Annotated in this window: 21 protein-coding genes and 1 pseudogene; 7 read left to right on the top strand and 15 right to left on the bottom strand. The window is 72.8% G+C overall.

The window, feature by feature from the left end; all coding sequences use genetic code 11:
* Positions 1 to 630: B12-binding domain-containing protein (locus AB0F15_RS42235; protein ID WP_360283053.1), on the top strand; the 630-nt coding region annotated here is incomplete at its 5' end.
* A 540-nt stretch (positions 631 to 1,170) separates the two neighbouring features.
* Positions 1,171 to 2,888: pseudogene (locus tag AB0F15_RS42230) on the top strand (elongation factor G).
* A gap of 87 nt (positions 2,889 to 2,975) precedes the next feature.
* Here the strand turns inward: AB0F15_RS42230 and AB0F15_RS42225 are convergent.
* From AB0F15_RS42225 to AB0F15_RS42215, 3 genes are read right to left on the bottom strand one after another with little or no spacing between them, the layout of a single operon-like run.
* Entirely contained in the window at positions 2,976 to 4,163 is a 1,188-nt protein-coding gene (locus tag AB0F15_RS42225) for a cysteine desulfurase-like protein (RefSeq protein WP_360283051.1), read from the bottom strand.
* A gap of 31 nt (positions 4,164 to 4,194) precedes the next feature.
* Positions 4,195 to 5,328 carry an acyltransferase gene (locus AB0F15_RS42220; RefSeq protein WP_360283049.1) on the bottom strand — a complete coding sequence of 378 codons (1,134 nt, stop codon included), beginning with the start codon at positions 5,326 to 5,328 and terminating at the stop codon, positions 4,195 to 4,197.
* Between the two features lie 55 nt (positions 5,329 to 5,383).
* Positions 5,384 to 5,608 (bottom strand): hypothetical protein, encoded by a 225-nt coding sequence (locus AB0F15_RS42215; protein WP_360283047.1) that lies wholly within the window; start codon positions 5,606 to 5,608, stop codon positions 5,384 to 5,386.
* Between the two features lie 117 nt (positions 5,609 to 5,725).
* Here AB0F15_RS42215 and AB0F15_RS42210 point away from each other — a divergent pair, with 117 nt between their 5' ends.
* Positions 5,726 to 6,955 carry a glycosyltransferase 87 family protein gene (locus tag AB0F15_RS42210; RefSeq protein ID WP_360283045.1) on the top strand — a complete coding sequence of 410 codons (1,230 nt, stop codon included), beginning with the start codon at positions 5,726 to 5,728 and terminating at the stop codon, positions 6,953 to 6,955.
* Here AB0F15_RS42210 and AB0F15_RS42205 read toward each other — a convergent pair.
* Positions 6,906 to 7,340, bottom strand: coding sequence for a DUF4383 domain-containing protein (locus AB0F15_RS42205; protein WP_360283043.1), 435 nt, complete (start codon positions 7,338 to 7,340; stop codon positions 6,906 to 6,908). The genes AB0F15_RS42210 and AB0F15_RS42205 overlap by 50 nt on opposite strands.
* 88 nt (positions 7,341 to 7,428) lie before the next feature.
* On the opposite strand from AB0F15_RS42205, the gene AB0F15_RS42200 reads away from it, so the two are divergent.
* Entirely contained in the window at positions 7,429 to 7,890 is a 462-nt protein-coding gene (locus AB0F15_RS42200; RefSeq protein ID WP_360283041.1) for an SRPBCC family protein, read from the top strand.
* On the opposite strand, the gene AB0F15_RS42195 is transcribed toward AB0F15_RS42200, so the two are convergent.
* Together AB0F15_RS42195 and AB0F15_RS42190 are read right to left on the bottom strand one after the other, a co-directional pair.
* The gene (locus tag AB0F15_RS42195) at positions 7,860 to 9,059 is read right to left on the bottom strand and encodes an FAD-dependent oxidoreductase (protein WP_360283039.1); all 1,200 of its coding nucleotides are present in this window, start codon (positions 9,057 to 9,059) and stop codon (positions 7,860 to 7,862) included. The genes AB0F15_RS42200 and AB0F15_RS42195 overlap by 31 nt on opposite strands.
* On the bottom strand, positions 9,056 to 9,499 hold the full coding sequence (locus AB0F15_RS42190; RefSeq protein ID WP_360283037.1) for a nitroreductase family deazaflavin-dependent oxidoreductase: 444 nt from the start codon (positions 9,497 to 9,499) through the stop codon (positions 9,056 to 9,058). Before AB0F15_RS42190 ends, AB0F15_RS42195 begins: the two co-directional genes overlap by 4 nt.
* A 54-nt stretch (positions 9,500 to 9,553) precedes the next feature.
* Between AB0F15_RS42190 and AB0F15_RS42185 the strand changes: the two genes are divergently transcribed.
* Complete coding sequence (locus tag AB0F15_RS42185) at positions 9,554 to 10,012, top strand: MarR family winged helix-turn-helix transcriptional regulator (RefSeq protein WP_360283035.1); 459 nt, start codon at positions 9,554 to 9,556, stop codon at positions 10,010 to 10,012.
* 60 nt (positions 10,013 to 10,072) lie between these two features.
* Here the strand turns inward: AB0F15_RS42185 and AB0F15_RS42180 are convergent, their stop codons facing one another.
* Positions 10,073 to 10,216: a hypothetical protein gene (locus AB0F15_RS42180; RefSeq protein WP_360283033.1), complete on the bottom strand. Its 144-nt coding sequence runs from the start codon at positions 10,214 to 10,216 to the stop codon at positions 10,073 to 10,075.
* A 584-nt stretch (positions 10,217 to 10,800) separates the two neighbouring features.
* Positions 10,801 to 11,790, bottom strand: coding sequence for a YdcF family protein (locus tag AB0F15_RS42175; RefSeq protein WP_360283031.1), 990 nt, complete (start codon positions 11,788 to 11,790; stop codon positions 10,801 to 10,803).
* A gap of 80 nt (positions 11,791 to 11,870) precedes the next feature.
* Here AB0F15_RS42175 and AB0F15_RS42170 point away from each other — a divergent pair, with 80 nt between their 5' ends.
* Complete coding sequence (locus AB0F15_RS42170; protein ID WP_360283029.1) at positions 11,871 to 12,245, top strand: DNA polymerase ligase N-terminal domain-containing protein; 375 nt, start codon at positions 11,871 to 11,873, stop codon at positions 12,243 to 12,245.
* 135 nt (positions 12,246 to 12,380) lie between these two features.
* Here AB0F15_RS42170 and AB0F15_RS42165 read toward each other — a convergent pair whose 3' ends face one another.
* From AB0F15_RS42165 to AB0F15_RS42140, 6 genes are all read right to left on the bottom strand, one after another.
* On the bottom strand, positions 12,381 to 13,082 hold the full coding sequence (locus AB0F15_RS42165) for a DUF998 domain-containing protein (RefSeq protein WP_360283027.1): 702 nt from the start codon (positions 13,080 to 13,082) through the stop codon (positions 12,381 to 12,383).
* Positions 13,083 to 13,191: 109 nt separating this feature from the next.
* Positions 13,192 to 14,058 (bottom strand): NAD(+)/NADH kinase, encoded by an 867-nt coding sequence (locus AB0F15_RS42160; RefSeq protein WP_360283025.1) that lies wholly within the window; start codon positions 14,056 to 14,058, stop codon positions 13,192 to 13,194.
* A 33-nt stretch (positions 14,059 to 14,091) separates the two neighbouring features.
* Entirely contained in the window at positions 14,092 to 15,567 is a 1,476-nt protein-coding gene (locus AB0F15_RS42155; RefSeq protein ID WP_360283023.1) for an NAD(P)/FAD-dependent oxidoreductase, read from the bottom strand.
* A 1-nt stretch (position 15,568) separates the two neighbouring features.
* Positions 15,569 to 16,417 (bottom strand): SDR family oxidoreductase, encoded by an 849-nt coding sequence (locus tag AB0F15_RS42150; RefSeq protein ID WP_360283021.1) that lies wholly within the window; start codon positions 16,415 to 16,417, stop codon positions 15,569 to 15,571.
* Positions 16,401 to 17,291, bottom strand: coding sequence for an alpha/beta hydrolase (locus tag AB0F15_RS42145; RefSeq protein WP_360283019.1), 891 nt, complete (start codon positions 17,289 to 17,291; stop codon positions 16,401 to 16,403). Before AB0F15_RS42145 ends, AB0F15_RS42150 begins: the two co-directional genes overlap by 17 nt.
* On the bottom strand, positions 17,288 to 18,580 hold the full coding sequence (locus AB0F15_RS42140; RefSeq protein ID WP_360283017.1) for a cytochrome P450: 1,293 nt from the start codon (positions 18,578 to 18,580) through the stop codon (positions 17,288 to 17,290). The genes AB0F15_RS42145 and AB0F15_RS42140 overlap by 4 nt, the downstream gene beginning before the upstream one ends.
* A gap of 86 nt (positions 18,581 to 18,666) precedes the next feature.
* Here AB0F15_RS42140 and AB0F15_RS42135 point away from each other — a divergent pair, with 86 nt between their 5' ends.
* Positions 18,667 to 19,254 (top strand): helix-turn-helix domain-containing protein, encoded by a 588-nt coding sequence (locus AB0F15_RS42135; RefSeq protein ID WP_360283015.1) that lies wholly within the window; start codon positions 18,667 to 18,669, stop codon positions 19,252 to 19,254.
* Here AB0F15_RS42135 and AB0F15_RS42130 read toward each other — a convergent pair.
* On the bottom strand, positions 19,205 to 20,344 hold the full coding sequence (locus AB0F15_RS42130) for a hypothetical protein (protein WP_360283013.1): 1,140 nt from the start codon (positions 20,342 to 20,344) through the stop codon (positions 19,205 to 19,207). The genes AB0F15_RS42135 and AB0F15_RS42130 overlap by 50 nt on opposite strands.
* Positions 20,345 to 20,507 lie beyond the last annotated feature (163 nt).

The following is a 20,507-nucleotide window of genomic DNA, read 5'->3' as shown; positions in this document are numbered from 1 at the left end:
GGCGCGCCCGCCCCGCTCGAGGTGCCGGCGTCCCGCCGCGCGCGCGAGCTCGCGGAAGCCGCGGAAGAGCTGCGCAACGCCTCGATCGCCGGTCTGCTGGACGAAACGCTGGAGACGCTGGGTCCGGCCGCCGCCTGGACCGACGTCCTGGCGCCGGTGCTGCGCGGTCTCGGGGACCGTTGGCAGCGCGGCGACGTGTGCTTCGCGTCGGAGTGGACGCTGACGTCGGAGATCTCCCTGGCGTTCGAACGGTTCAGCCGCCGGTTCCCGGCGGCGGTGCCGGGCCGCCCGGTGCTGCTGGCCTGCTGCCCCGCCGAACGGCACTCCCTGCCGATGGAGGCGCTCCGGGCGACGCTCGCCGAGGCGGCGGTCCCGGTGGCGTACCTCGGTCAGCTGGTCCCCGCGGAAACGGTGGCGGACCTGGCGGCCCGCCTCGACCCGGTCCTGGTCGTGTTGTGGTCCGCGGTCCCCCCGACGGCGGACGACCTCCTGGCGGCCCGCCTCGGCGACCTCGGGTGCGCGGTGAGCACGGCGGGCCCGGGGTGGGCCCACCTGGGCGACCGCGGCTTCCGCTCGGTGAACGACCTCGCTTCCGCGGTGGAGCTGGCCGTGGAGCACTCGGCGGCCTAGCTGTACCGGCCCGTGAGGTGGCATCCGGCCGGGCTGCACTCCGGCCTGCCGATTCGCTACCGGTTCGTTGCGAGACCCGCGTTGGCGGCCGCGGACGAACCAGGCTGACGGCGTCGCGTCTGGCTCGCCGAGCCGACGCCCTGCGGATCGTCGAGGACTTCCCGGACCGCGCGTTGCGGGTGCTGCCTGGCCGAGGTCGGGGGCTTCGACATGACCGACCCGGACGCCCGGTTCGCGGCCATGGTCCAGTTCCGCAGGGTCGCCCCACCGGCTCCTCGACCCGTGCGGAAAAGGCGTTGGTGGCGGGGCGGGGCGTGGCTAAGCTGCGCCGGAACCTGTCTGCCGCGTCGAACGAAGGGAGCCGGCCGTGCGTCACCGCATCGCTGTCGTTCCCCGGTCGCGGTCCGAGGTGATCCTGGTGTCTCCGCGTCCTCGGTGCGAGCCGCGCGGCTCGCACCGAAACCCGTGACCCTTCCCTGAAGGTGCTCCTCACGGGGATTTGCGCGTCCTGATCACCTTTAGTCCGCAAAGGACAGTTTCGTGCGCATCCACACCGTCCGCAACCTCGGCATCCTCGCCCACGTCGACGCGGGGAAGACCCCCGTCACCGAACGGATCCTCCACCGCACCGGCGCCACCCACAAGACCGGCGAGGTCCACCACGGCACCACCGTCACCGACTTCGACCCGCAGGAACGCGACCGCGGCATCACCATCTTCGCCGCGGCCGTCAGCTGCACGTGGGACGGCCACCGGCTCACCCTCATCGACACACCCGGCCACGTCGACTTCACCGACGAGGTCGAGCGGTCGCTGCGGGTGCTCGACGGCGCCGTCGCCGTGTTCGACGCCGTCGCCGGGGTCGAACCGCAGAGCGAAACCGTGTGGCGGCAGGCGGATCGGCACGGCGTGCCGCGGATCGCGTTCGTCAACAAGCTCGACCGTGCGGGCGCCGACCTCGACGCCGCCGTTGCCTCGATCCGGGCGCGGCTGCACCCGGCACCACTGGTCGTGCAGCTGCCGATCGGCCGCGAGGACGGCTTCACCGGTGTCGTCGACCTGCTGCGCCGCTCGACGCCGTCGTGGCGTACCTGCCGTCGCCGGCGGACGTCCCGCCGGTGCGGCCCGACCGGCCCGCCGATCCGGCCGCGCCGCTGGCCGCGCTGGTGTTCAAGGTCGTCTCGACGGCGACGGGACGGCTCACGTACCTGCGGGTGTACTCGGGAACGCTGCGGAAGGGAGACCAGGTGACGGACGCGGGGCGCACCGAACGCGTCGCGCGGGTGCTGCGCGTGCAGGCCGACCGGCATTCCGAAGTGGACAGTGCGGTGGCCGGTGGCATCGTCGCGGTCGCCGGGCCGAAGGCGGCGCGCGTCGGCGCCACCCTCTGCGCGCCCGGCGCCCCGGTGGTGCTGGAGCCGCCGGTGACGGCGGAGCCGGTGGTCTCGGTGGCCGTCGAAGCCCGGCGGTCGGCCGACGGCGAGCGGCTGACGTCGGCACTGGCGCGGCTGGCCGAGGAGGACCCGTCGCTGGTCGTGCGGGTCGATCCGGAAACCGGGCAGACGGTGCTGTCCGGGCTGGGCGAGCTGCACCTGGAGGTGGCGGTGGAGAAGCTCCGGCGGGACCGCGGCCTGGAGGTCGCGGTCGGCCGTCCGGAGGTCGCACACCGCGAGACCGTCGTCGGCGGCGTCACCGGGCTGGTCTACCGCCACGTCAAGCAGGACGGCGGGGCGGGCCAGTTCGCGCACGTGGTCCTGGACGTCGCGCCGGCTCCGGAGGGGTTCGAGTTCGCCTCGGCGGTCGTCGGCGGCCGGGTACCGCGCGAGTACGTCCGGGCGGTCGAGGCCGGCTGCCGGGACGCACTGGCCGAAGGACCGCTGGGCGGCTACCCGGTGACGGGGCTGCGCGTGACGCTGACCGACGGGGCGACGCACCCGAAGGACTCGTCGGACCTGTCGTTCCGGACGGCGGGCAGGCTCGGGTTGCGTGAGGCGTTGCGCTCGTCGGTCCTGCGCCTGCTCGAGCCGGTGGCGGAGGTCGCGGTGACGGTCCCGGCCGACGCGGTCGGGGGCGTGCTCGGCGACCTCGCCGCCCGGCGTGGCCGGGTGGCCGGGTCCGAGGTGCGGGCGGGCACGGCGGTGGTGACGGCGACGGTGCCGGTGGCCGAGCTGTTCGGCTACGCCGACCGGCTGCGGAGCCGGACGCAGGGCCGGGGCACGTTCACCGCCCGCCCGTCGGGGTTCGCGCCGGTGCCGTGAGGCCGAGGGTGGCGAGCCGGGGAAGTCCCGGCTCGCCACCCGGCGTCGATCCTCCCGCGCGGGAACGACACCGCCGCCGGGCGACGCTCAGGCGCGGGGGAGCGACTCCACCCCGGCCAGCAGCCGGTCCACGTCGGCCTCCGTCGTGTACGGCGCGAGCCCCGCCCGCACCGCACCGGTGCCGCCCAGGCCCAGGTGCCGCGAGCACTCGATCGCGTAGAAACTGCCGGCCGGAGCGTTGACCCCTTGTGCAGCAAGGTGTTCGTACACCGCCTGCGAGGCGACCCCGGCCACGGAAAACAGTACCGTCGGGGTCCGGTGGCGCTCCGGCGAGCCGTACCGCGTGACTCCCGGAAGGGCGGCCAGACCCGCGTCGAGGCGCGCCAGCAGCTCGTTCTCGTGCTTCTCCAAGGCGGAGAACGACCCCAGCAACCGCGAGCGGCGCGAGCCCGCACCCGGCACCAGCCCGGCGAGGAAATCGATCGCCGCGGTCGTCCCGGCCAGCAGCTCGTAAGGCAACGTGCCCAGCTCGAACCGCTCCGGGACCACATCGGTCGACGGCAGCAGCTTGTCCGGGTGCAGCGTCTCGAGCAACGACGGCGCCGCGGCGACCACGCCCAGGTGCGGCCCGAGGAACTTGTACGGCGAGCACGCGTAGAAATCGGCCCCGAGCGCCGTGACATCGATGGCCGCGTGCGGGGTCAGGTGCACGCCGTCGACGTACAGCAGCGCGCCCGCGTCGTGCACCTCGGCCGCGATCGCCGGGATGTCCGGGCGGGTACCCAGCAGGTTCGACGCCGCCGTCACCGCGACCAGCCGCGTCCGCTCCGAGAGCAGCGGGGTGATGGCCGCGAGTTCCCCGGTGCGGGGATCGAAATCGGCCCAGCGGACGGTGACCCCGGTCTGGACCCACGGCCGGATGTTCGCGTCGTGGTCGAGCCGGGTGACGACGACTTCGTCGCCGGGACCCCACTTCTTCGCCAGCGTGCGGGAGAAGTCGTAGGTCAGCTGGGTCATGCTGCGGCCGAAAACGACGCCGGCCGGGTCCGCGGCGAGCAGGTCCGCGACGGCTTGCCGGGCTTCGGCGACGACCGTGCTCGTCCGGCGCTCGGCGGCCGTGACGACCCCGCGGTTGGCGATCGCGGCGCACAGCGTGCCGGCCACCGCCTCCGCGACGACGTCGGGGACCTGCGAACCGCCGGGTCCGTCGAAGTGCGCGGCGCCGTCGGCGAGGGCCGGGAAGTGCTCGCGGATCTTCCGCACGTCGTAGGTCACAGCGTCAGCATGCCCAACCCGGGTGCCTGCCTCAAGATCGCCGCAGTGGCGCGGCCGCGGTGGCGGGCAGCCGCGGTGGCGCGGCCACCCGCTGCCGGACCGGCGCCGGCGGCCGGAGGTACCGGCGCAGCCGCTGCGTCGGCTTTTCCACGTAGTTCCAGGACAGCTGGCCGACGAGGTAGGAGGCGGGCACGGCCAGCAGGATCAGCAGCCACACCTGCCGCACCCCGCCGAGGATGAGCAGCTGCTGGATCGGGAAACCCCAGATGTAGGTGCCGTAGCTGCCGTAGACCCACGGGCCGCCGGCCTCCAGCTTCCGCGGCCAGTGCGTCGCGAGCGTGATCGCGCCGTACGCCGCGCTCAGCGCCAGCGCGTACCGGCTCGCCGGCGTCTGGCTCAGCCCCAGGTATGCGGCGAAGAGGACCAGCGCCACCCACGGCTTGAGCGGGATCCGGTCGCGATAGGCGTGCAGCACCACGCCGATGACGAAAGGCACGAGGAACGACACCGTCGACCCGATCGGGACGACCAGCAGCGAGCCGCCGGCGCCGTGGTACTCGAACGTCGCCCGCAGCACGCTGTCGGTGTAGACCATGCCGCCGAGGACCAGGACCAGGAACCAGCGCGGGACGCCGATCAGCACGATCACGCCGGCCACCAGGACCAGCCCGTAGCCGAGCAGCTCCATCGGCAGCGTCCAGATCGCGCCGTTCACCGAGAACGGGTACGGATTGGTGGCGAACACGCCGGGCAGTTCGTGCTGCATGTAGAACAGCACGGTCGTGCCGACCAGGTAGCGCCACGTCTGGATGTGCGTCCAGTAGTCGTGGGCCGGCCACGTCGTCACCAGCGGGCCGATGACGAACACCGTCACCACCAGCACCACGACCAGTGGCGGCATGATCCGCAGCAGCCGCCGCGCGGCGAACCGCCACCAGGACGGATCACGCGCCCAGCTGTCCTGGATCTGGTAGCCGCTCATCGCGAAGAAGCCCATCAGCGCGATGTACCCCGGCGACATGTGCCAGGCGGCGGGGAAGATCGTCAGCCGCTGCGGGTGCAGCAGCGGCATGCTGTGATCGACGATGACCGTGATCGCGCCGATCATCCTCAGCCACGCGAAGCCGGTGTTGGGATTGGCGTGAATCTTCGACGAGGTCGGCACGGGGCCAGATGCTAACCCATCCGGTCCTGCCGCTTGCGCCGTACGGCGCAGAAGTTCAGCGTCCGCGGTTGCGCGGGTGCTCGCGCGCCCGGCGTTCGTTGCCGTGCTTGTAGTTGCCCGTCACGCGAGCCATCAGCAGCTGCTGGTCGTCACCCCGCGCCAGCGCGGCGAGGAACCGCGCGGCGGCGGCCCCGCGCAGCGTCCCGGCGGGCCGGCCGTGGTGGGTGATCGTCACGATGCCGCCGTCGTCGCGGTAGGTGAAGCCCTCCGGAATCCCCATGGGCCCAGGGTGGCACGGGCGGCAACCGGTTTTCCCGGGGTTCCTTCGGGGGTTTCCCGGATGGTGCCCGGGCCGGGACCCGAAAGAATGCGAGGGACGACCGGAGGGGGAGCAGGGGTGCGGGCCTGGCTGGGGAACAAGTACGTGCTGCTCGGAGCGCAGCTGCTCGTGCTGGTGGCGGTCCTCGTGTCGTACAACGGCGGCCGGTGGCGGTTCCCCGCGTACCGCGTCGACCTCGACGTCTACCGGCTCGGCTCGGCGGCGCTGCTGCACGGCCGAGCCCTGTACGGCACCTTGCCGCTCACGGGCGACGGCCAGTCCCTGCTCTTCACCTACCCGCCGTTCGCGGCGATCGTGCTGGCCCCGCTGGCCCTCCTGCCGTACTGGGCCGCCTGCCTCGCGCTGACGCTGCTCACGCTCGCGGTGCTGGCACTGGTCCTGGCGACGGTGCTGCGCGCACTCGGGGTCCGGAGCGACTGGCAGCGGGTGGCGGCGCTGCTCCTGGCCGCCGAAGTGCTGGAGCCGGTGCTGCGCACGCTGTACGCCGGCCAGATCGACCTGCTGCTGCTCGCGCTCGTCGTCCTGGACGTCCTGGTGGACACCCCGCGGTGGCCGCGCGGCCTGCTGATCGGCCTCGCCGCCGCGGTGAAGCTGACGCCCGCGGTGTTCCTGCTGTACTTCCTGCTCCGCCGGGACGGCCGGGCCGCTCTGACCGCCGCCGTGACGTTCCTGGCCGCGTCGGCGATGGGTTTCCTGCTCGCCGGCGCGGACTCCGTCCGGTACTGGACGGGCGCGCTGTGGAACACCGGCCGCGTCGGCGAGCCGACCTACGCCGGCAACCAGTCGCTGCTCGGGCTCCTCGCCAGGGCCGGGGTGCCGGCGGACGCGCGCACGGCGTGGTGGCTGCCGCCGGCCGCCGTGGTGCTCGTGCTGACGGCGCTGGGCGTGCGACGCGCCTTGGCGGCCGGGGAGACCACTGTCGCGCTCGGCCTGAACGCCGTCGGCGGGCTGCTGGTTTCGCCGATCTCCTGGACGCACCACTGGGTCTGGGCCGTGGTCGTCCTGCTCGGCTGGGCGGAGCTGGCCCGCCGCACGCGCCGGCCCGCGTTCGTGGTGCCGGCCGTGACGGGCGCGGTGCTGTTCGTCGCGGGGCCGCAGTGGTGGTGGCCGCGCGGTGGGGAGGTGGAGCGGCAGTGGACGTTCGTCCAGCAGCTCACGGGCAACGGCTACGTCCTGTTCGGGCTCGGCCTGCTCGTCACCGCCGTGCTCGTCCGGTTCCCGCGGCCGGACGAGCTCCTCAGCGGCGCCGTTCCGGCCGGCGCCGCAGCCAGCCCACACCGAGGATGAGCATCCCCGTGCCCAGCGCCAGGTCGAAGCAGACCCCCGCGGTGTTCAGCGGCAACGTGTCGGTGATCGCGTGCGGCAGCGGCAGCAGCCCGGCGAGCCCGACCACGGCGTAACAGGCACCGGCGACGACGAGGAACCGCGCCGCCCAGCGCGAAGAACGGGTGCAGAAGACCGCCATGACGCCGGTCAGCAGGTGCACCAGCGTCCACACGCCGGACACGGCGAGCACACCGAACAACACGCTCGGGCCGCCGCCGGTCGGCACCCCCGTCATCAGCTCCAGTGCGGCGAGAACGAGGAACAGCAGGCCGATCAGCATGCCCATGCCCTGCACGGGGGCTGGACCCCGCCTGGGCGCCCGGGCCTCGGGTTCGGTGGCCGTCATGCCTCCGGAGTTCCCCGTGCACACCCTTTTAATGCACCGCACCACGGGTATCCCGGCACGATCCGGACCGTCGACGAGGAGTGCAACGATGACCGAGTACAGCCACACCGTGACCGCCGACGTCCCCGCCGACGAGCTGTTCGCCTTCCTGAGCCACCCCGAGAACCTGCCGCGCTACTTCCCGGAGATGAAGGTCGCCGAGCCGACGGGCGGGGACAGCGTCCACGTCGAGGCCGAAGTGCACGGCGAGCGCGTCGCCGGCGAGGCGTGGCTGCACACCGACCCGGCGACCCGGTCGCTGAAGTGGGGCGCCGAGGGACCCGACGACTACCACGGCGAACTGCGCATCCGCGACGACGGGCCGGCGTCCTCGGAGATCACCGTGACCCTGCACAGCGTCCGCGAGGCCGACGGCGACGAGGTCCAGCAGGGCCTTGAACGCACAATCGCCGCGATGACGCACGCCGCGACCGCCGACGCCGACGTCGAGGCGGCCGAAGACCAGGGCGGCTGGACCTCCTACGACGACAAGAGGGACTCGTCGAGCTGAGGCGGGAACGGCCCGTAGGCGTTGCCGCGGGCGCCGCGGGTGCGCACGGCCGGCACGGCGAACAGGTACTTGAGCAGCTTCGGCGGTGCGGTGCCGCGGCCGCGCGCCCGGGCGGCCGCGGCCCGCCGTTCGACCCGTACCTGGTCGGCCTGCACCCGTTCGATCGCGCGGATCCGATCGGCTTGGACGCTCGCCAGGTCCGCGGGCGTGACGCCGCCGCGGCGGAAGGCGGGGATCAGCCGGTTCGCCGCGGCGACGGCGTCCTGGACCGCCATCAGGATGCCGTTGCCGCCGACCGGGGAGATGACGTGCGCGGCGTCGCCGAGCAGCAGCAGGCCCGGCCGGTGCCAGCGGTCCACGCGGGCGATGTCCACCGACAGCAGCGTGGTCTGCGAGAAGCCGGTGAGCAGGGCGGCCCGGTCGGCCAGCCACGGCACCCGCTCACGGACGAACGCGCGGATCGGCTCGACCCCGCGCTCGTGCAGGGCCGGGTAAGAGCCTTTTTCGATGCTGTAGCCGACCTGCCAGTCCCGGACGCCGCCGAGGACGCCCACGTAGGCGTTGCGCCCGAAGTAGAGGTCGAGGTCCGCGTCGGGCGGGTCGCCGGGGGAGCGGGGGAGCCGGAACCACAGCAGGTCGGTGGTCGCGCCCAGCGAGCGGGCTTCGAGCCCGGCCAGGCGCCGCACCGTGGAGAACCGGCCGTCGGCGCCGACGACGAGGGACGCGGTGAGCTCGCCGCCGCGGTGGCGGACGCCGGTGACCGTGCCGTCGCCGTCTTCGAGCAGCCCGGTGACCTTGGCGTTGGTGCGCAGCGTGAACGACGGGAGGGTGCTCGCCCGGGCGGCGAGGAAGTCGAGGAACCGCACCTGGGGCATGAGGGCGACGTAGCCGAACGGCGTGCGGAGGCGGTCGTAGTCGGCGACGCGGTAGACGCCGGCGAGGGTGTGGAAGCGGAACGAACGCGCCTTGAAGTGGTCGAGCGCGAGCAGGTCCTCGGCCAGGCCCAGCCGGTCGAGGAGTTCGAGGGTGTAGGGGTGCAGTGAATCGCCGCGGAAGTCACGGTCGAAATCCGACCGCGCCTCCAGCACGGTGACCTCGATCCCGGCGCGGGCGAGCAGGTAGCCCAGCAGCAGACCGCCGGGGCCGCCGCCCGCGATCGCGACGCTCACGGTTCGTCCACTGTGGACAGGCGGAACACCGCCATGCCCGGCAGGTGCCCGAGGATCTGCCCGAGGGTGGCGTCCTGGGGGACCGGGAACGCCCGGATCGCCCACGGCACCGACATCGCGGCCAGGTAGGAGGCGACCACCTCGGCCGCCTCCACGCCGTCGACCGGCTCGGCCCGCCGCTCCTCGCGGCGTCCGCCGGACAGCAGCGCGCACTCCGGCGTGGCCAGGAGGTTCACCACCCAGTCGCGGTCGCGGACGGGGGAGACGAGGTAGTGCGCGCCGTCGCGCGCGACCACGGCCAAGGGCACGCGCCGCGGTGCGCCGGTGCGGCGGCCGCGGGTCTCGACGACACGCAGCGCGTACCCGCCTTCGGGCGGCGGCTCGGCGGGGGCTTCGATCAGGTTCGCGGTCATTTCGGCGTTCATCGCTCGGACGTCCACGTGCTCCACGGTAGCAAAACTCGCTAGATTGTCTAGCTAACTTAGAATGACCCGATGGAAGACGGTCCCGTCGCGCTGCGGGTGAACCTCGCCGTGCGCGAACTCCTCGCGCTCGCCCACGACGTCCAGGTCGCCCTCGCCCGGCGCCTCGGCCTCGGAGCGACCGACGTGCAGGCGCTGCAGCACCTGGCGGGTGGCGCACCGATGGGCACCGTCGACCTCGCGCACGCGCTCAAGATCCGGTCCGCGTCGGCCACCGTCCTGGTCGACCGCCTGGAAGCCGCCGGGCACGTCCGCCGCGACCCGCACCCCCGCGACGGGCGGCGGGTCACCCTGGTCGTCAGCGAAGCGGCCCGCACCGAGGTCCGGGCCGCGCTGGCCCCGCTCATCGACGCCATCACCCGGCTGACGGACGACCTTGCACCCGGGCAGGCCGAGGTCGTGGCCCGGTTCCTCGGCGATACCACGGAGGCCCTCCGCGCTTACGTGGCCGAGCCGCCGGAAACGCGTTAGCGGCTGCTCGGCGGTGCTGCGGACGCGATCGCTTCGTATAACGACCTATACGGGCGCGAGTTAGCGCACGCGACGTTCACTCGCAGGCCGGCCCTCGATGCCCTTGACCTGGATCCAGCCGCGGCCGAAGACGAAACCCTTGCGGATCAGGCGGTTGCGCTGCCGACGCGGCGCGGCGGCGGAGTTGTAGGACTGGGTCAGCACGTCCCCGCCGTCGGCGAACTTCCAGGCCTCGGCGTAGAGCCGGCCGTGGTCAGCCGGTGCTCGGTGACCAGGGTGGTGCTCGGCGTGGACGGGTCACTGTCCGATGTGGACTACGCCGTGGACGCGGTGGTCGTCCCCGGGCCGCCGCCGGCCCGGCTCGGCCGGACTGGTCGCCGAGGCCCGCCGGCTCGGTGGTGCCGCGCGCCGGGTCATCGCGGCGTGCGTCGGCGCGTCCTCCTGGTGGAGGCCGGAAGGCGGGTCACCACTGGCCGGTGTGCGCCGAACTGGCCGTGCGCCCGACCTCGTCCAGGCCCGCGGCGGCCATCGCAACGGCAACGGCGGCGCCCCGCCCGGTCCGGCTGCCGAGCCGGGACCGGACCCGGCCGAGCGTGAGCAGGGGCGGCGGCCCCCACCGGGACTCCGCACGCCGGTGTGGTTGCCGCGGTGGCGGTACCGGACGGCGGTGGCCAGGAACCGCCGACCACCGCGCACAACCGGTACAGCTGCAGCGGTTCGCCGGACCGCGCCGCGCGGAACAGCGGCGGGACGTGCGTGCCGGTCCGCGCCCGCCGCCACGACATCGCTCAGGCGAAGATCGCCAGCACCAGGCCCGTGCCGGCGATCAGGACGCATGCCGCGACCGTCGTCCGGCGGTAGTGCAGGATCAGCGCCGCGAACTCGCGCAGCAGCGCGCTCGGCAGGAAGTACCGGGCCGTCGGCGACCCCGTCGCCTGGAACGGCAGGCTCAGCCGCCGGCACTCGATCGCCGTGCGGAACACGTGGTAGTTGCTGGTCACCGCCACCACGCGCCGTGCGTCGGCCGGGAGCAGCGCGGCCGAAAAGCTGAGGTTCTCCTCGGTCGTCCGGGCCTGGTCCTCGCGTCGGATCCGGTCCGCCGGCACGCCGCGGTCCAGCAGGTAGGCGTGCATCGCTTCGGCTTCGGTGACCGTCTCGCCGGGACCCCGGCCGCCGGAAACCACCAGCAGCGGGGGCGTCGCCTCCCGGCCGTGGAGCCGGATCGCGCGCTCGAGCCGCCCGGCGAGCAACGGCGGCACCCGCTCGCCGTCCAAGCCACAGCCGAGCACGATGATCGCGTCAAACCCGCTGCGGCGGCCGATCCGGCTGTACACCACGGAGTAGACCAGCAGCGACAGGAACAGGAACCCGAAGTAACCGGCCAGCACGGCCGCGACGGCCACCAGCGCCGAACCCCACTGGCCGAGCGGCGCGAACGCCAGCGCCTCAAGCGTGACCAGCCCGGCGCCGAGGCCGAGCGAAAGCAGGTTCCCCGCGCTGCGCCCTTCCCGTCGCCACATCCGGATCCCGTTGATGATCAGCGCGCCCGGCAGCACCAGCGCGACGAGCACCACCACGACACCGAGCAGGCCCAGCAGCACCGGCGTGAGCCACCCCAGGTGCAGCCCGGCGCGCAGCAGCCACAGCGCGGTGAGCAGCAGCGCCACGCCGAGCCAGACGGCGTTGCCCAGCCGTCGCGGTTCGCGCGCCAGCCGCACGGCGAACACGACGAGGGCCACCCCGGCCGCGACCGGCAGCACCCCACCGGCGACGTTCACCCCGGCCTCCCCTGGATTCCCGTGTGGGGCTCCAACCTAGCCGGGTGGCCCCGCGGCGGGGATCTGGCATGGTGAAGGACGTGAGCGATCGGCGACCGGCGTTCGTGCTGCACGAGCACTGGCGCCCGCGGCACCACTTCGACCTGCGGCTCGAGGAGGACGGCGTGCTGCGGTCGTGGGCGGTGCCGCGCGGCCTGCCCCCGGATTCCGGCGCCGACCGGCTCGCGGTCGCCGTGCCCGACCACGCCCTCGACCACCTCGCCTACGAGGACGAGACGAAGAAGATCGCCGACACGGGCTGGTGGGAGGAGCACGACCGGACGGTCAAGCGGATCCTGTTCACACTGCACGGCCGGACGGGCCCGGTGCGGTACGCGCTGATCCGCACCACCCGTGACTGGCTGCTGCACCGCACGCGCGACCAGCCCGGCGACAACCCACGCCCGCCCCCGTAACCCACGTGATCAGAACCGGAACTCGCGTGATTGGGGGCGTAACTCGCGAGTTCCGGCTTCAATCACGCGGGAGACGGCTCTGATCACGCGGGAGACGGGCTGGGTCACGCGGGTTGCGGGGTTCGGTGAGCTGCCTCAGGCCCGGGAGACCTGGGAACGGGGCCGGAACCGGACCCCGGTCGGCATTGCCCGGTGCGCCCAGTGACCGAGTACGGCGAGCAGCGCGATCTCCAGCAGCATCATCAACCGCTCCACCAAGCCCGTCGCGACCGTCGGCAGGTGGCCGCCGAGGATGACGTTGACCGCGAACGGGACGATGAACGGCAGGTAGAACGGGATCGCCGCCAGCGCCAGGCGCCGTGACCACGTCGCGAACCGCCGCCAGCGGGGGTCGTCGCGGTGGCGGCGGCCCAGTGCCCAGCCGACGATCGGCAGGCTGAGGCACGTCACCGCCGAGGCGTAGAGGTGGATCTTGCCGGTGGCGGTGATCGCGCCGCCCTGCGGGTCCTTCGCGAAGATCGCGACCGCCAGCAGGCTGACGCACCACAGCGCCTTCGCGACGACGAGCGCCGGGTTGGCCAGCAGGCCACGGCGGTAGAGCGCGACCAGCAGCAGGGCCGAGCCGGTGCTGGTGAGCAGCAGCGCGCCGTCCCACAGCCCGCGGCCGGGGCTCAGCGCGTAGTCGCTGAGCATCGTGCTCACCGGGTCGAGCGGCGCGAGCCGCCGGTCGACGTGCAACACGGCGAGCAGGACGACAGCGCCGGCGAAGGCGGCGAGGGCCCCGGGCACGAGCAGGCGGGCGCGCAGGCGGGGGCGAACGGGTGCGGGACACAGCATGCAGGGAACACTCCGGGACGGTTCGGCTGGTTCAGGCGCAGCCGCGCACGCTACCCGTGACCTTTCCGTGACCATTGCCGATGCGCCCCTGCTGTGACGCAGACCACGCTCAGTGGTCGCCATCCTGCGGGATTTCGGCCGAATCGGTGAGCCGCAGCTTGCGCCGCGCCCGCTGGTAGAACGTCGTCATGCCGAGCCGGACCACCCGGGCCGCGCTGGGCCGGGCGCGCAGGTCGAGCCGCTCGCCGGCCCGGACGTACCCCTCGACCTGGCCGTCGACCTCGACCGCCAGCCGGCCGCTGGTGGGCAGCAGCTCCAGGGTGACTTCGTCGTGCACCGAGAGCACGACGCCCCGGCTGTACGCGGAGTGCGGTGCCGCCGGCGTCACCAGCAGGGCCTCCACCGCCGGGCTGGTGATCGGGCCGCCCGCCGAGAAGCTGTAGGCCGTCGAGCCCGTCGGCGTCGCGACGACCACGGCGTCGGCCGAGTAGCTCACGAACGGCTGGCCGCCGACGCGGACGGCGACCACCGCGCTGCCTTCGCCGGGCACGCGCACCACCGCGATGTCGTTGAACGCCGTGATCCGCCGTCCCTGCAGCACCGCGTCCACGGCCAGCCGCGGCTCCACCGTGAACTCGTGGTCGTCGATGGCCGAGAGCGCGCTCGGCAGGTCGGGGACGTCGACCTCGGCCAGGAAGCCGAGTTTGCCCAGGTTCACCCCGAGCACCGGTGCGCGCTGCCCGTCGGCCAGCCGCATCGCCCGCAGCATCGTGCCGTCGCCGCCGAGGCTGACCACCAGGTCGGACCGGCGACCGAGCTCCTCGGGCGTCACCCCCACCGCGGCGCAGTTCAGGCGGACGATCTCGTCCTCGATGCCGAGGATTTCGATGTTCCGCTTGCCGGCCCAGCCCAGGACGGCTTCGACGGCGGCCGCGGAGTCGCGGCGGGGGTGCAGCACGAGGCCCGCGGAGTGCATGTCAGCGGCCCCGGGCGGGGGAGGTACCGAGCGTCATGCGCTCAGTCTGCCCGCTCCCGCCGATCGCCGCGAGAAGCGCAGCGCGCCGTCGTCGATCCGGCCGTGCCGGAGCTTGACGACGTCGTGCGCGTAGCTCATGCCCAGCTGCCACGGCGCCCGCGAACCGGCCTTCGGGAACTCGTCGATCGACCGCGTGACGTAGCCGGCGTCGAAGTCGAGCAACGGCCGCTCGGTGACCGCCGGGTCGTCGTTGACCGGCACGCACTGGTCGTAGGCGTTCCGGTCGAGGTGGCGCAGCAACCGGACGACGTACTCGCCGACGAGGTCGGCCTTGAGCGTCCACGACGCGTTCGTGTAGCCGATCGTGAAGGCGAAGTTCGGCACGCCGCTGAGCATCATCCCCTTGTACGCCATGGTTTCCGGCAGCTTCACGGGAGTGCCGTCGACGACGAGCTCGATGCCGCCGAAGGCCAGCAACCGCAGGCCGGTGGCGGTGACGACGACGTCCGCCTCGAGTTCGTCGCCGGACTCCAGCCGGATTCCCCGCTCGGTGAACCCGGCGATCCGGTCCGTGACGACCGAAGCGTCGCCGCGGCGGATCGACCGGAAGAGGTCGCCGTCCGGGACCAGACACAGCCGCTGGTCCCAGGGCTGGTAGCGCGGCTTGAAGTGGGTGTCCACGGCGTACCCGGGCGGCAGCTGCTTGATCGTGGCCTTGCGGATCAGCCGCTTCACCACCCCCGGGCGACGCCGGCTGAGCTGGTAGATCAGCGTGCTCACGGCGACGTTCTTCCAGCGCGAGATCGGGTACGCCAGCCGCGGGCCGAGCAGGCCGCGCAGCCGGTTGGCCAGCGCGTCCTCCGACGGTAGCGAAAGGACGTACGAGGGGGAGCGCTGCAGCATCGTCACGTGCGCGGCGCGGCCGGTCATCGCCGGCACGAGGGTCACCGCGGTCGCGCCGCTGCCGATCACGACGACCTTCTTGCCGGTGTAGTCGAGGTCTTCGGGCCAGTGCTGCGGGTGGACGACGGTACCGCCGAACCGCTCGATGCCGGGGAACTCCGGCGTGTGCCCGGCCGCGTAGTCGTAGTAGCCGCTGCACAGGTAGAGGAACTTCGCGGTGAACTCCACCGGCTGCCCGTCGTGCACGGCTTCGACCGTCCACAGCGCGTCCTCGGTGGACCAGGCGGCGCCGACCACCCGGTGCCCGAACCGGATGTGCCGGTCGATCCCGGCTTCGGCCGCGGTGTCGCGGACGTACCGCAGGATCGTGGAGCCGTCCGCGATGGCCTTCGTGTCGGTCCACGGCCGGAACCGGTAGCCGAGGGTCTGCATGTCCGAATCGGACCGCACGCCCGGGTAGCGGAACAGGTCCCAGGTGCCGCCGATCGCGTCGCGGGCTTCGAGGAGCGCGTACGTCTTGTGCGGGAACGCCGTCCGCAGGTGGTGGGCCGCGCCGACGCCGGACAACCCGGCGCCGACGATCAGCACGTCGAGGTGTTCGGTCATCTCAGGCGGTCTCCTTCCGCCGCGAGTGCATCACGCGCGTCAGCACGGCGTTGTAGTGGGTCGGGGTGAGGCGGGCGAGCGCGTCGAACAGGTAGGCGTCCGGGCCGACGAGGATCCGGGCCTTCCCCCGGTCGACCCCGGCGTGGATGATCGCCGCCGCCTTCTCCGGCGACGTCATCGTCATGGCTTCGAACTGCGCGGCCATCTGCTCGTGGGTGCGTCCCCGTCCTTCGGGGTCCCGGCGCACCCGGGCGTTGCGCGCGATGTTCGTCGTGATGCCGCCCGGGTGCACGGTCACCGCGCGGACGTCGGTGCCGCGCAGTTCCTGCCGCAGTGACTCGGTGAAACCGCGGACCGCGAACTTCGCCGCGCAGTAGGCGCTCTGGTACGGCATCCCGAGCAGACCGAACACGCTGGAGGTGTTCACGATCGCGCCTTCGCCCTGCTCGACGAGGATCGGCAGGAACGCGCGCGTCCCGTGCACCACGCCGCGGAAGTTGATGTCGTGCAGCCAGTCGTCGTCCTCGGGCACGGCGTCGAGCACGGTGGAGGTCACCGCGACACCGGCGTTGTTGAACACCGCGGCCAACGGCGCCGGGAGCCAGTCGCGGACCTCGACGGCGAACCGGAGCTGGTCTTCGGCGTCGCGGACGTCGAGGACGCGGGTGAGCACCCGGCCGGACAGCGCCGCCGCGGTCGCCTTGAGGCCGTCCTCGTCGACGTCGGCGAGAGCCACCGGCGAGCCGAGCCGCGACAGCCGGGTGGCCAGTGCCCGGCCGATGCCGGAGGCCGCGCCGGTGATCACGACCGGGCGGCCGGTGATGCTGTGCCGGTTACGGGGCCGGGACATCGCTGCTCCTCGCGTGCTCATCGATCAGGTCGAGCACCGTGGACCACGCACCCTCGGGCAGGTCGTGGCCCATGCCGCGGACGGTTTCGAGGCGGGCGCCGGGAATCGCCCGTGCGGTGGCGGCGCCGCCGGTGGGGTGGACCATCCGGTCGCGGTCGCCGTGGATCACCAGCGCCGGCGCGGTGATCGTCCGCAGCAGCGGCGTCCGGTTGCCGGACTTCATGATGGCGGCGAGCTGACGGCCGACGCCGCCGGCCGACGGGTCGCGGTCCCAGCCCTTCCCGGCCGTCTCGCGCACCCAGGCCTCGTCGAACGGGAAGCCGTGCGAGCCGATGTGCCGGAACATCCGGACCGCGCCTTCGACCGCCTCGTCCCGGGACCTCGGCGGCTTCCCGCCCATCATCCGCCACGTCGAGAGCGCGGGACGGCCGATCAGCCGCGACCCGGTCGTCGACATGATCGACGTCAGGGTCCGGACGCGGTCCGGGTACAGCGCCGCGACGGTCTGGGCGATCATCCCGCCCATGGACACGCCCGCGATGTGCGCGGAGCCGAGCTCCAGCGCGTCGAGCAGACCCGCGGTGTCGGCGGCCATGTCCCGCAGGTCGTACTGCTGCGGCGGGAACCGCCCCGCGAGCATGGCGAGGAGGTTCGGCGGCCGGAAGCGCGGGTGCGTCGAGCGCCCGGCGTCGCGGTTGTCGAACCGGACGACCTCGTACCCGCGCCCGGCCAGCTGGGCGCAGAAGGCGTCCGGCCAGCCGTGCAGCTGCTGGCCGAGCCCGGCCACAAGGACCAGCGGCTCGGCGCCGGCGTCCCCGATCCGTTCGTACGCCAGGGAAATCCCCCGGCCGACGTCGGCGATCTCTTCGGTCACGAATTTCCTCCGGTGGTCCGGCGGCGCACGACCGCGCGGCCGCCCTTGGCCGGGGCGTAGGCCACGCCCCGCGAGTGCCAGCGTTCGCCGGGCTCCTGCGTCGGTACCAGGATGAAGTCCCGCAACAGTGTCCGCAGCACGACGGTCATCTCCATGGTCGCGAACGCGGCGCCGAGGCAGCGGCGGGTGCCGCCGCCGAACGGGATCCACTGGTACAGGTCCGGGCGCGCGCCTTCGAAGCGATGGGGGTCGAAGGTGGCCGCCTGGGGGAAGACGGCGTCGTCGTCGTGGATCAGCGCGATGCTGACCAGCACCGCGTACCCCTTCGGCAGCGTCCACCGGCCGAGCCGGAAACCGTCCTGCTTGACCTGCCGGGCGGTGAGGTCGATGACCGGGCGGGTGCGCTGGACCTCGAGGATCGTGGCGTCGAGGAGCTTTCCGTCGTCGTCTTTCAGCTCCGCCAGCAGCGCGGGGTGGCGGCGGAGCCGTTCGACGGCCCAGGCCAGCGTCGTCGCCGTGGTTTCGTGCCCGGCGGTGAGCAGGGTGAGGAGCTGGTCGGCGATCTCCTCGCGGCTGAGGCCGGAACCGTCGTCGTACCGGGTTTGCAGCATCATCGACAGGACGTCGTCGCCGTCCGGGCGGGCCTTCGCGACCAGCCGGTCGACGATCGCGTCGTACTGCCGCCGCATCCGTTCGAAGCGGCGCCAGGGGTTGAAGCGGCCGCGTTTCGGGATCGGCAGCACGGCCAGCCGGGAGCCGAGGGTGACGAACGGCGGGAGCAGTTCGCGCAGCTCGGCGAACTCGGCCCCTTCGGCGCCGAAGACCGCGCGGAGGATGGCGTTGAGCGTGATCCGCATCATCGAGGGCAGCGTGGCGAACGCCTGGCCTTCCGGCCAGCTCGCCAGCTCGCGCGTGGTTTCTTCCTCGACGATCCGCTCGTAGGCGGCCAGCCGCCGTCCGTGGAACGGCGGCACCAGCAGCTTGCGCTGCCGTCGGTGCTCGTCGCCGGACAGCGCGAACATCGACCGGGACCCCAGCACGCGCCCGAGGTTCACCTCGAGGTTGTCGACGAGCTCGGGCCCGGAGGTGAACAGCTGCTTGATCTCGGCGGCGCCGCTGAGCACGACGGCGTTGCCGAAGATCGGCACGTTCACCGTGAAGGCGTCCCCGTAGCGGTCCCGCAGGCGGCGCATTCCGCGCAGGGGCAGGGTCAGCGCGTAGGCGCCTTGGACGGCGCGGGGCGCGGTCGGCCCCGGTGGCAGCGTCGCAGGGCGTGTCATGGTCGTCATCGACCCCTCCCGGAGTGGTGGTACGCGAACGTACCGTCGGTACGGTACGCCGGTGTACCATCCGGTTTCAAGAGGAGGCGTATAGCGTGACTTCCGTGGACGTCGATACCCGCCGGCACCGGCAGCGGCTCCTGGACGGGCTGGCCGCGTCGATCACCGAGGCCGGCTTCCGCGACACGACGGTGGCCGACGTCGTCCGCCGCGCCCGCACGTCCCGCCGGACCTTCTACGAGCACTTCGCCAGTCGCGAAGAGTGCTTGATCGCGCTCCTGGCGGACGCGAACCGGTCGATGATCCAGCAGATCTCCGAGGCCGTCGACCCGCGCGCGCTGTGGAAGGACCAGGTGCGCCAGGCGATCGAGACGTGGATCGCGTGCGCGGAGTCCGAGCCGGCGATCACGCTGAGCTGGATCCGCGACGTACCGGCCCTGGGCGCGCCGGCCCGCGACCTGCAGCGCGACGCGATGGAGGGGTTCATCGCGATGACACAGCGGCTCACGGACACGGCGGAGATGCGCGCGGCGGGCATCAACCCGCCGTCCCGTCAGCTGTCGATCATGCTGCTGGGCGGGTTGCGGGAGCTGATCGCGACGACCGTCGAAGACGGCGGCCGGGCCGGTGACGTCACCGAGGTCGCGGTCCGGGCGTCGATCGCGTTGCTCGGCCCGGCCTGACGGCTCCGGGCTGCGGCGGGATGCCGCCGGCGCGGTGCGGCAAGGGATCATCGGTGACCGCGTACCAGCTGTGGAGGTTCGCCGGTCTGGTCCAGCGTTTCCTGGTCTCCGCGAGCTGGTCGTGGACGAAGAGCGCATGACTGCAGGCTTCGTGCCAGGCACTGAGGAGCTGCTCGCGCGTGTGGCAGTGGCGGGAAAGCTCGGCCTTGAACGCGAACAAGCAGTGCAGCGAGTGGCAGAAGGCGGCTTCCGCGGGCGAGCCGGCGTTTTCGAGCCAGTCGGGAGCCGCTCCTTCGCAGATCGGGCAGGGGCATTCCCAGAGATGCGCCATGTCCGGTGTTTCGGCGAAGAGATCCGCACAGGTCTCGAGCCGGTGATAACCGAGCAGCCGGGTGACGAAGGGGGAGACGCCCGGCCGAGGCGCTCCACCTCGTGCCGTGACCGGGTACAGGTGGCGAAGGGTGCTGGAGGTACCCACCGCCGCGGCGTGCGCGCCGTGACAGAGCACGCCGATCGCGGAGACGTCCGAGCGCAGGAGGACGACCCGCACGGTGGAGTTCGCCAGCAAGCGGAGGACGCCACGTAACACGTACTGCGCGCCGAAGGGATCTTTGGCGTGTTCGAGGACCAGGGCGACCGGTGCGCCGAAGCGGTTGATTTCGCGGGTGAGGGCGTCGCAGATCGCCGGTTTGGCGAACCAGCGCGCGGCCAGCGGCAGCACGGCGACGACGGGCTGCGGTTCCCGGGCCGCTGCACGCAGGATCGTGCGAAGCCCGATCAGGTCGCGCGGGGGCAGGTATCCCGAGTCGGTCAACGGGATCAGCTCGAGGTCGCGTTGACGGCGGCACCACGCCGGGTGGGTGCCCCGGCTCGCCCGGGCCCGCTTCTTGCCGGAGTACCGGTCGGCGTCGCAGAGGATCGGGCCGTCGAACCCCTGGCCACGAAGGCGGCGAACGGCGGTTTCCGGTGATGGCCCGGTGAGGACGATCCCGGTCTCGTGCTCCCTCGCGATCGGGAGGACGGCTTCGGCGTCGGCCGGACGGCACTGGATCAGGAGGCGCCCGGCCAAGTGCTCGAGCGAATCAGCCATTCCTTCACGGTGAACGACGACCGAAGCGCGTGTCAGCGGCGTTCACACCGATGCCGATCGACATCGCGCCAACGGCGCAGCAGCTCTTCACCGGGCGCAGGGGCCGATGGTCATGTGGGTGATGCCGGCCGCCGCGGCTCCGGTCGCGTTGCACGACCGGAGC

It is taken from the genome of Amycolatopsis sp. NPDC026612, assembly GCF_040638285.1.
GTDB lineage: Bacteria > Actinomycetota > Actinomycetes > Mycobacteriales > Pseudonocardiaceae > Amycolatopsis.
The sequence above is the reverse complement of the archived record's forward strand: the minus strand, read 5'-3'. Positions and strand labels throughout refer to the sequence as shown.

Excerpts from the sequence above, each read along its gene's own strand:
- AB0F15_RS42160 (WP_360283025.1), bottom strand. The coding sequence starts at position 14,058 with ATGCACTCCGCGGGCCTCGTGCTGCACCCCCGCCGCGACTCCGCGGCC.
- AB0F15_RS42205 (WP_360283043.1), bottom strand. The coding sequence starts at position 7,340 with ATGACGGCCACCGAACCCGAGGCCCGGGCGCCCAGGCGGGGTCCAGCC.
- AB0F15_RS42215 (WP_360283047.1), bottom strand. The coding sequence starts at position 5,608 with ATGGGGATTCCGGAGGGCTTCACCTACCGCGACGACGGCGGCATCGTG.
- AB0F15_RS42150 (WP_360283021.1), bottom strand. The coding sequence starts at position 16,417 with ATGTCCCGGCCCCGTAACCGGCACAGCATCACCGGCCGCCCGGTCGTG.
- AB0F15_RS42200 (WP_360283041.1), top strand. The coding sequence starts at position 7,429 with ATGACCGAGTACAGCCACACCGTGACCGCCGACGTCCCCGCCGACGAG.
- AB0F15_RS42140 (WP_360283017.1), bottom strand. The coding sequence starts at position 18,580 with ATGACGACCATGACACGCCCTGCGACGCTGCCACCGGGGCCGACCGCG.
- AB0F15_RS42165 (WP_360283027.1), bottom strand. The coding sequence starts at position 13,082 with ATGCTGTGTCCCGCACCCGTTCGCCCCCGCCTGCGCGCCCGCCTGCTC.
- AB0F15_RS42130 (WP_360283013.1), bottom strand. The coding sequence starts at position 20,344 with ATGGCTGATTCGCTCGAGCACTTGGCCGGGCGCCTCCTGATCCAGTGC.
- AB0F15_RS42185 (WP_360283035.1), top strand. The coding sequence starts at position 9,554 with ATGGAAGACGGTCCCGTCGCGCTGCGGGTGAACCTCGCCGTGCGCGAA.
- AB0F15_RS42155 (WP_360283023.1), bottom strand. The coding sequence starts at position 15,567 with ATGACCGAACACCTCGACGTGCTGATCGTCGGCGCCGGGTTGTCCGGC.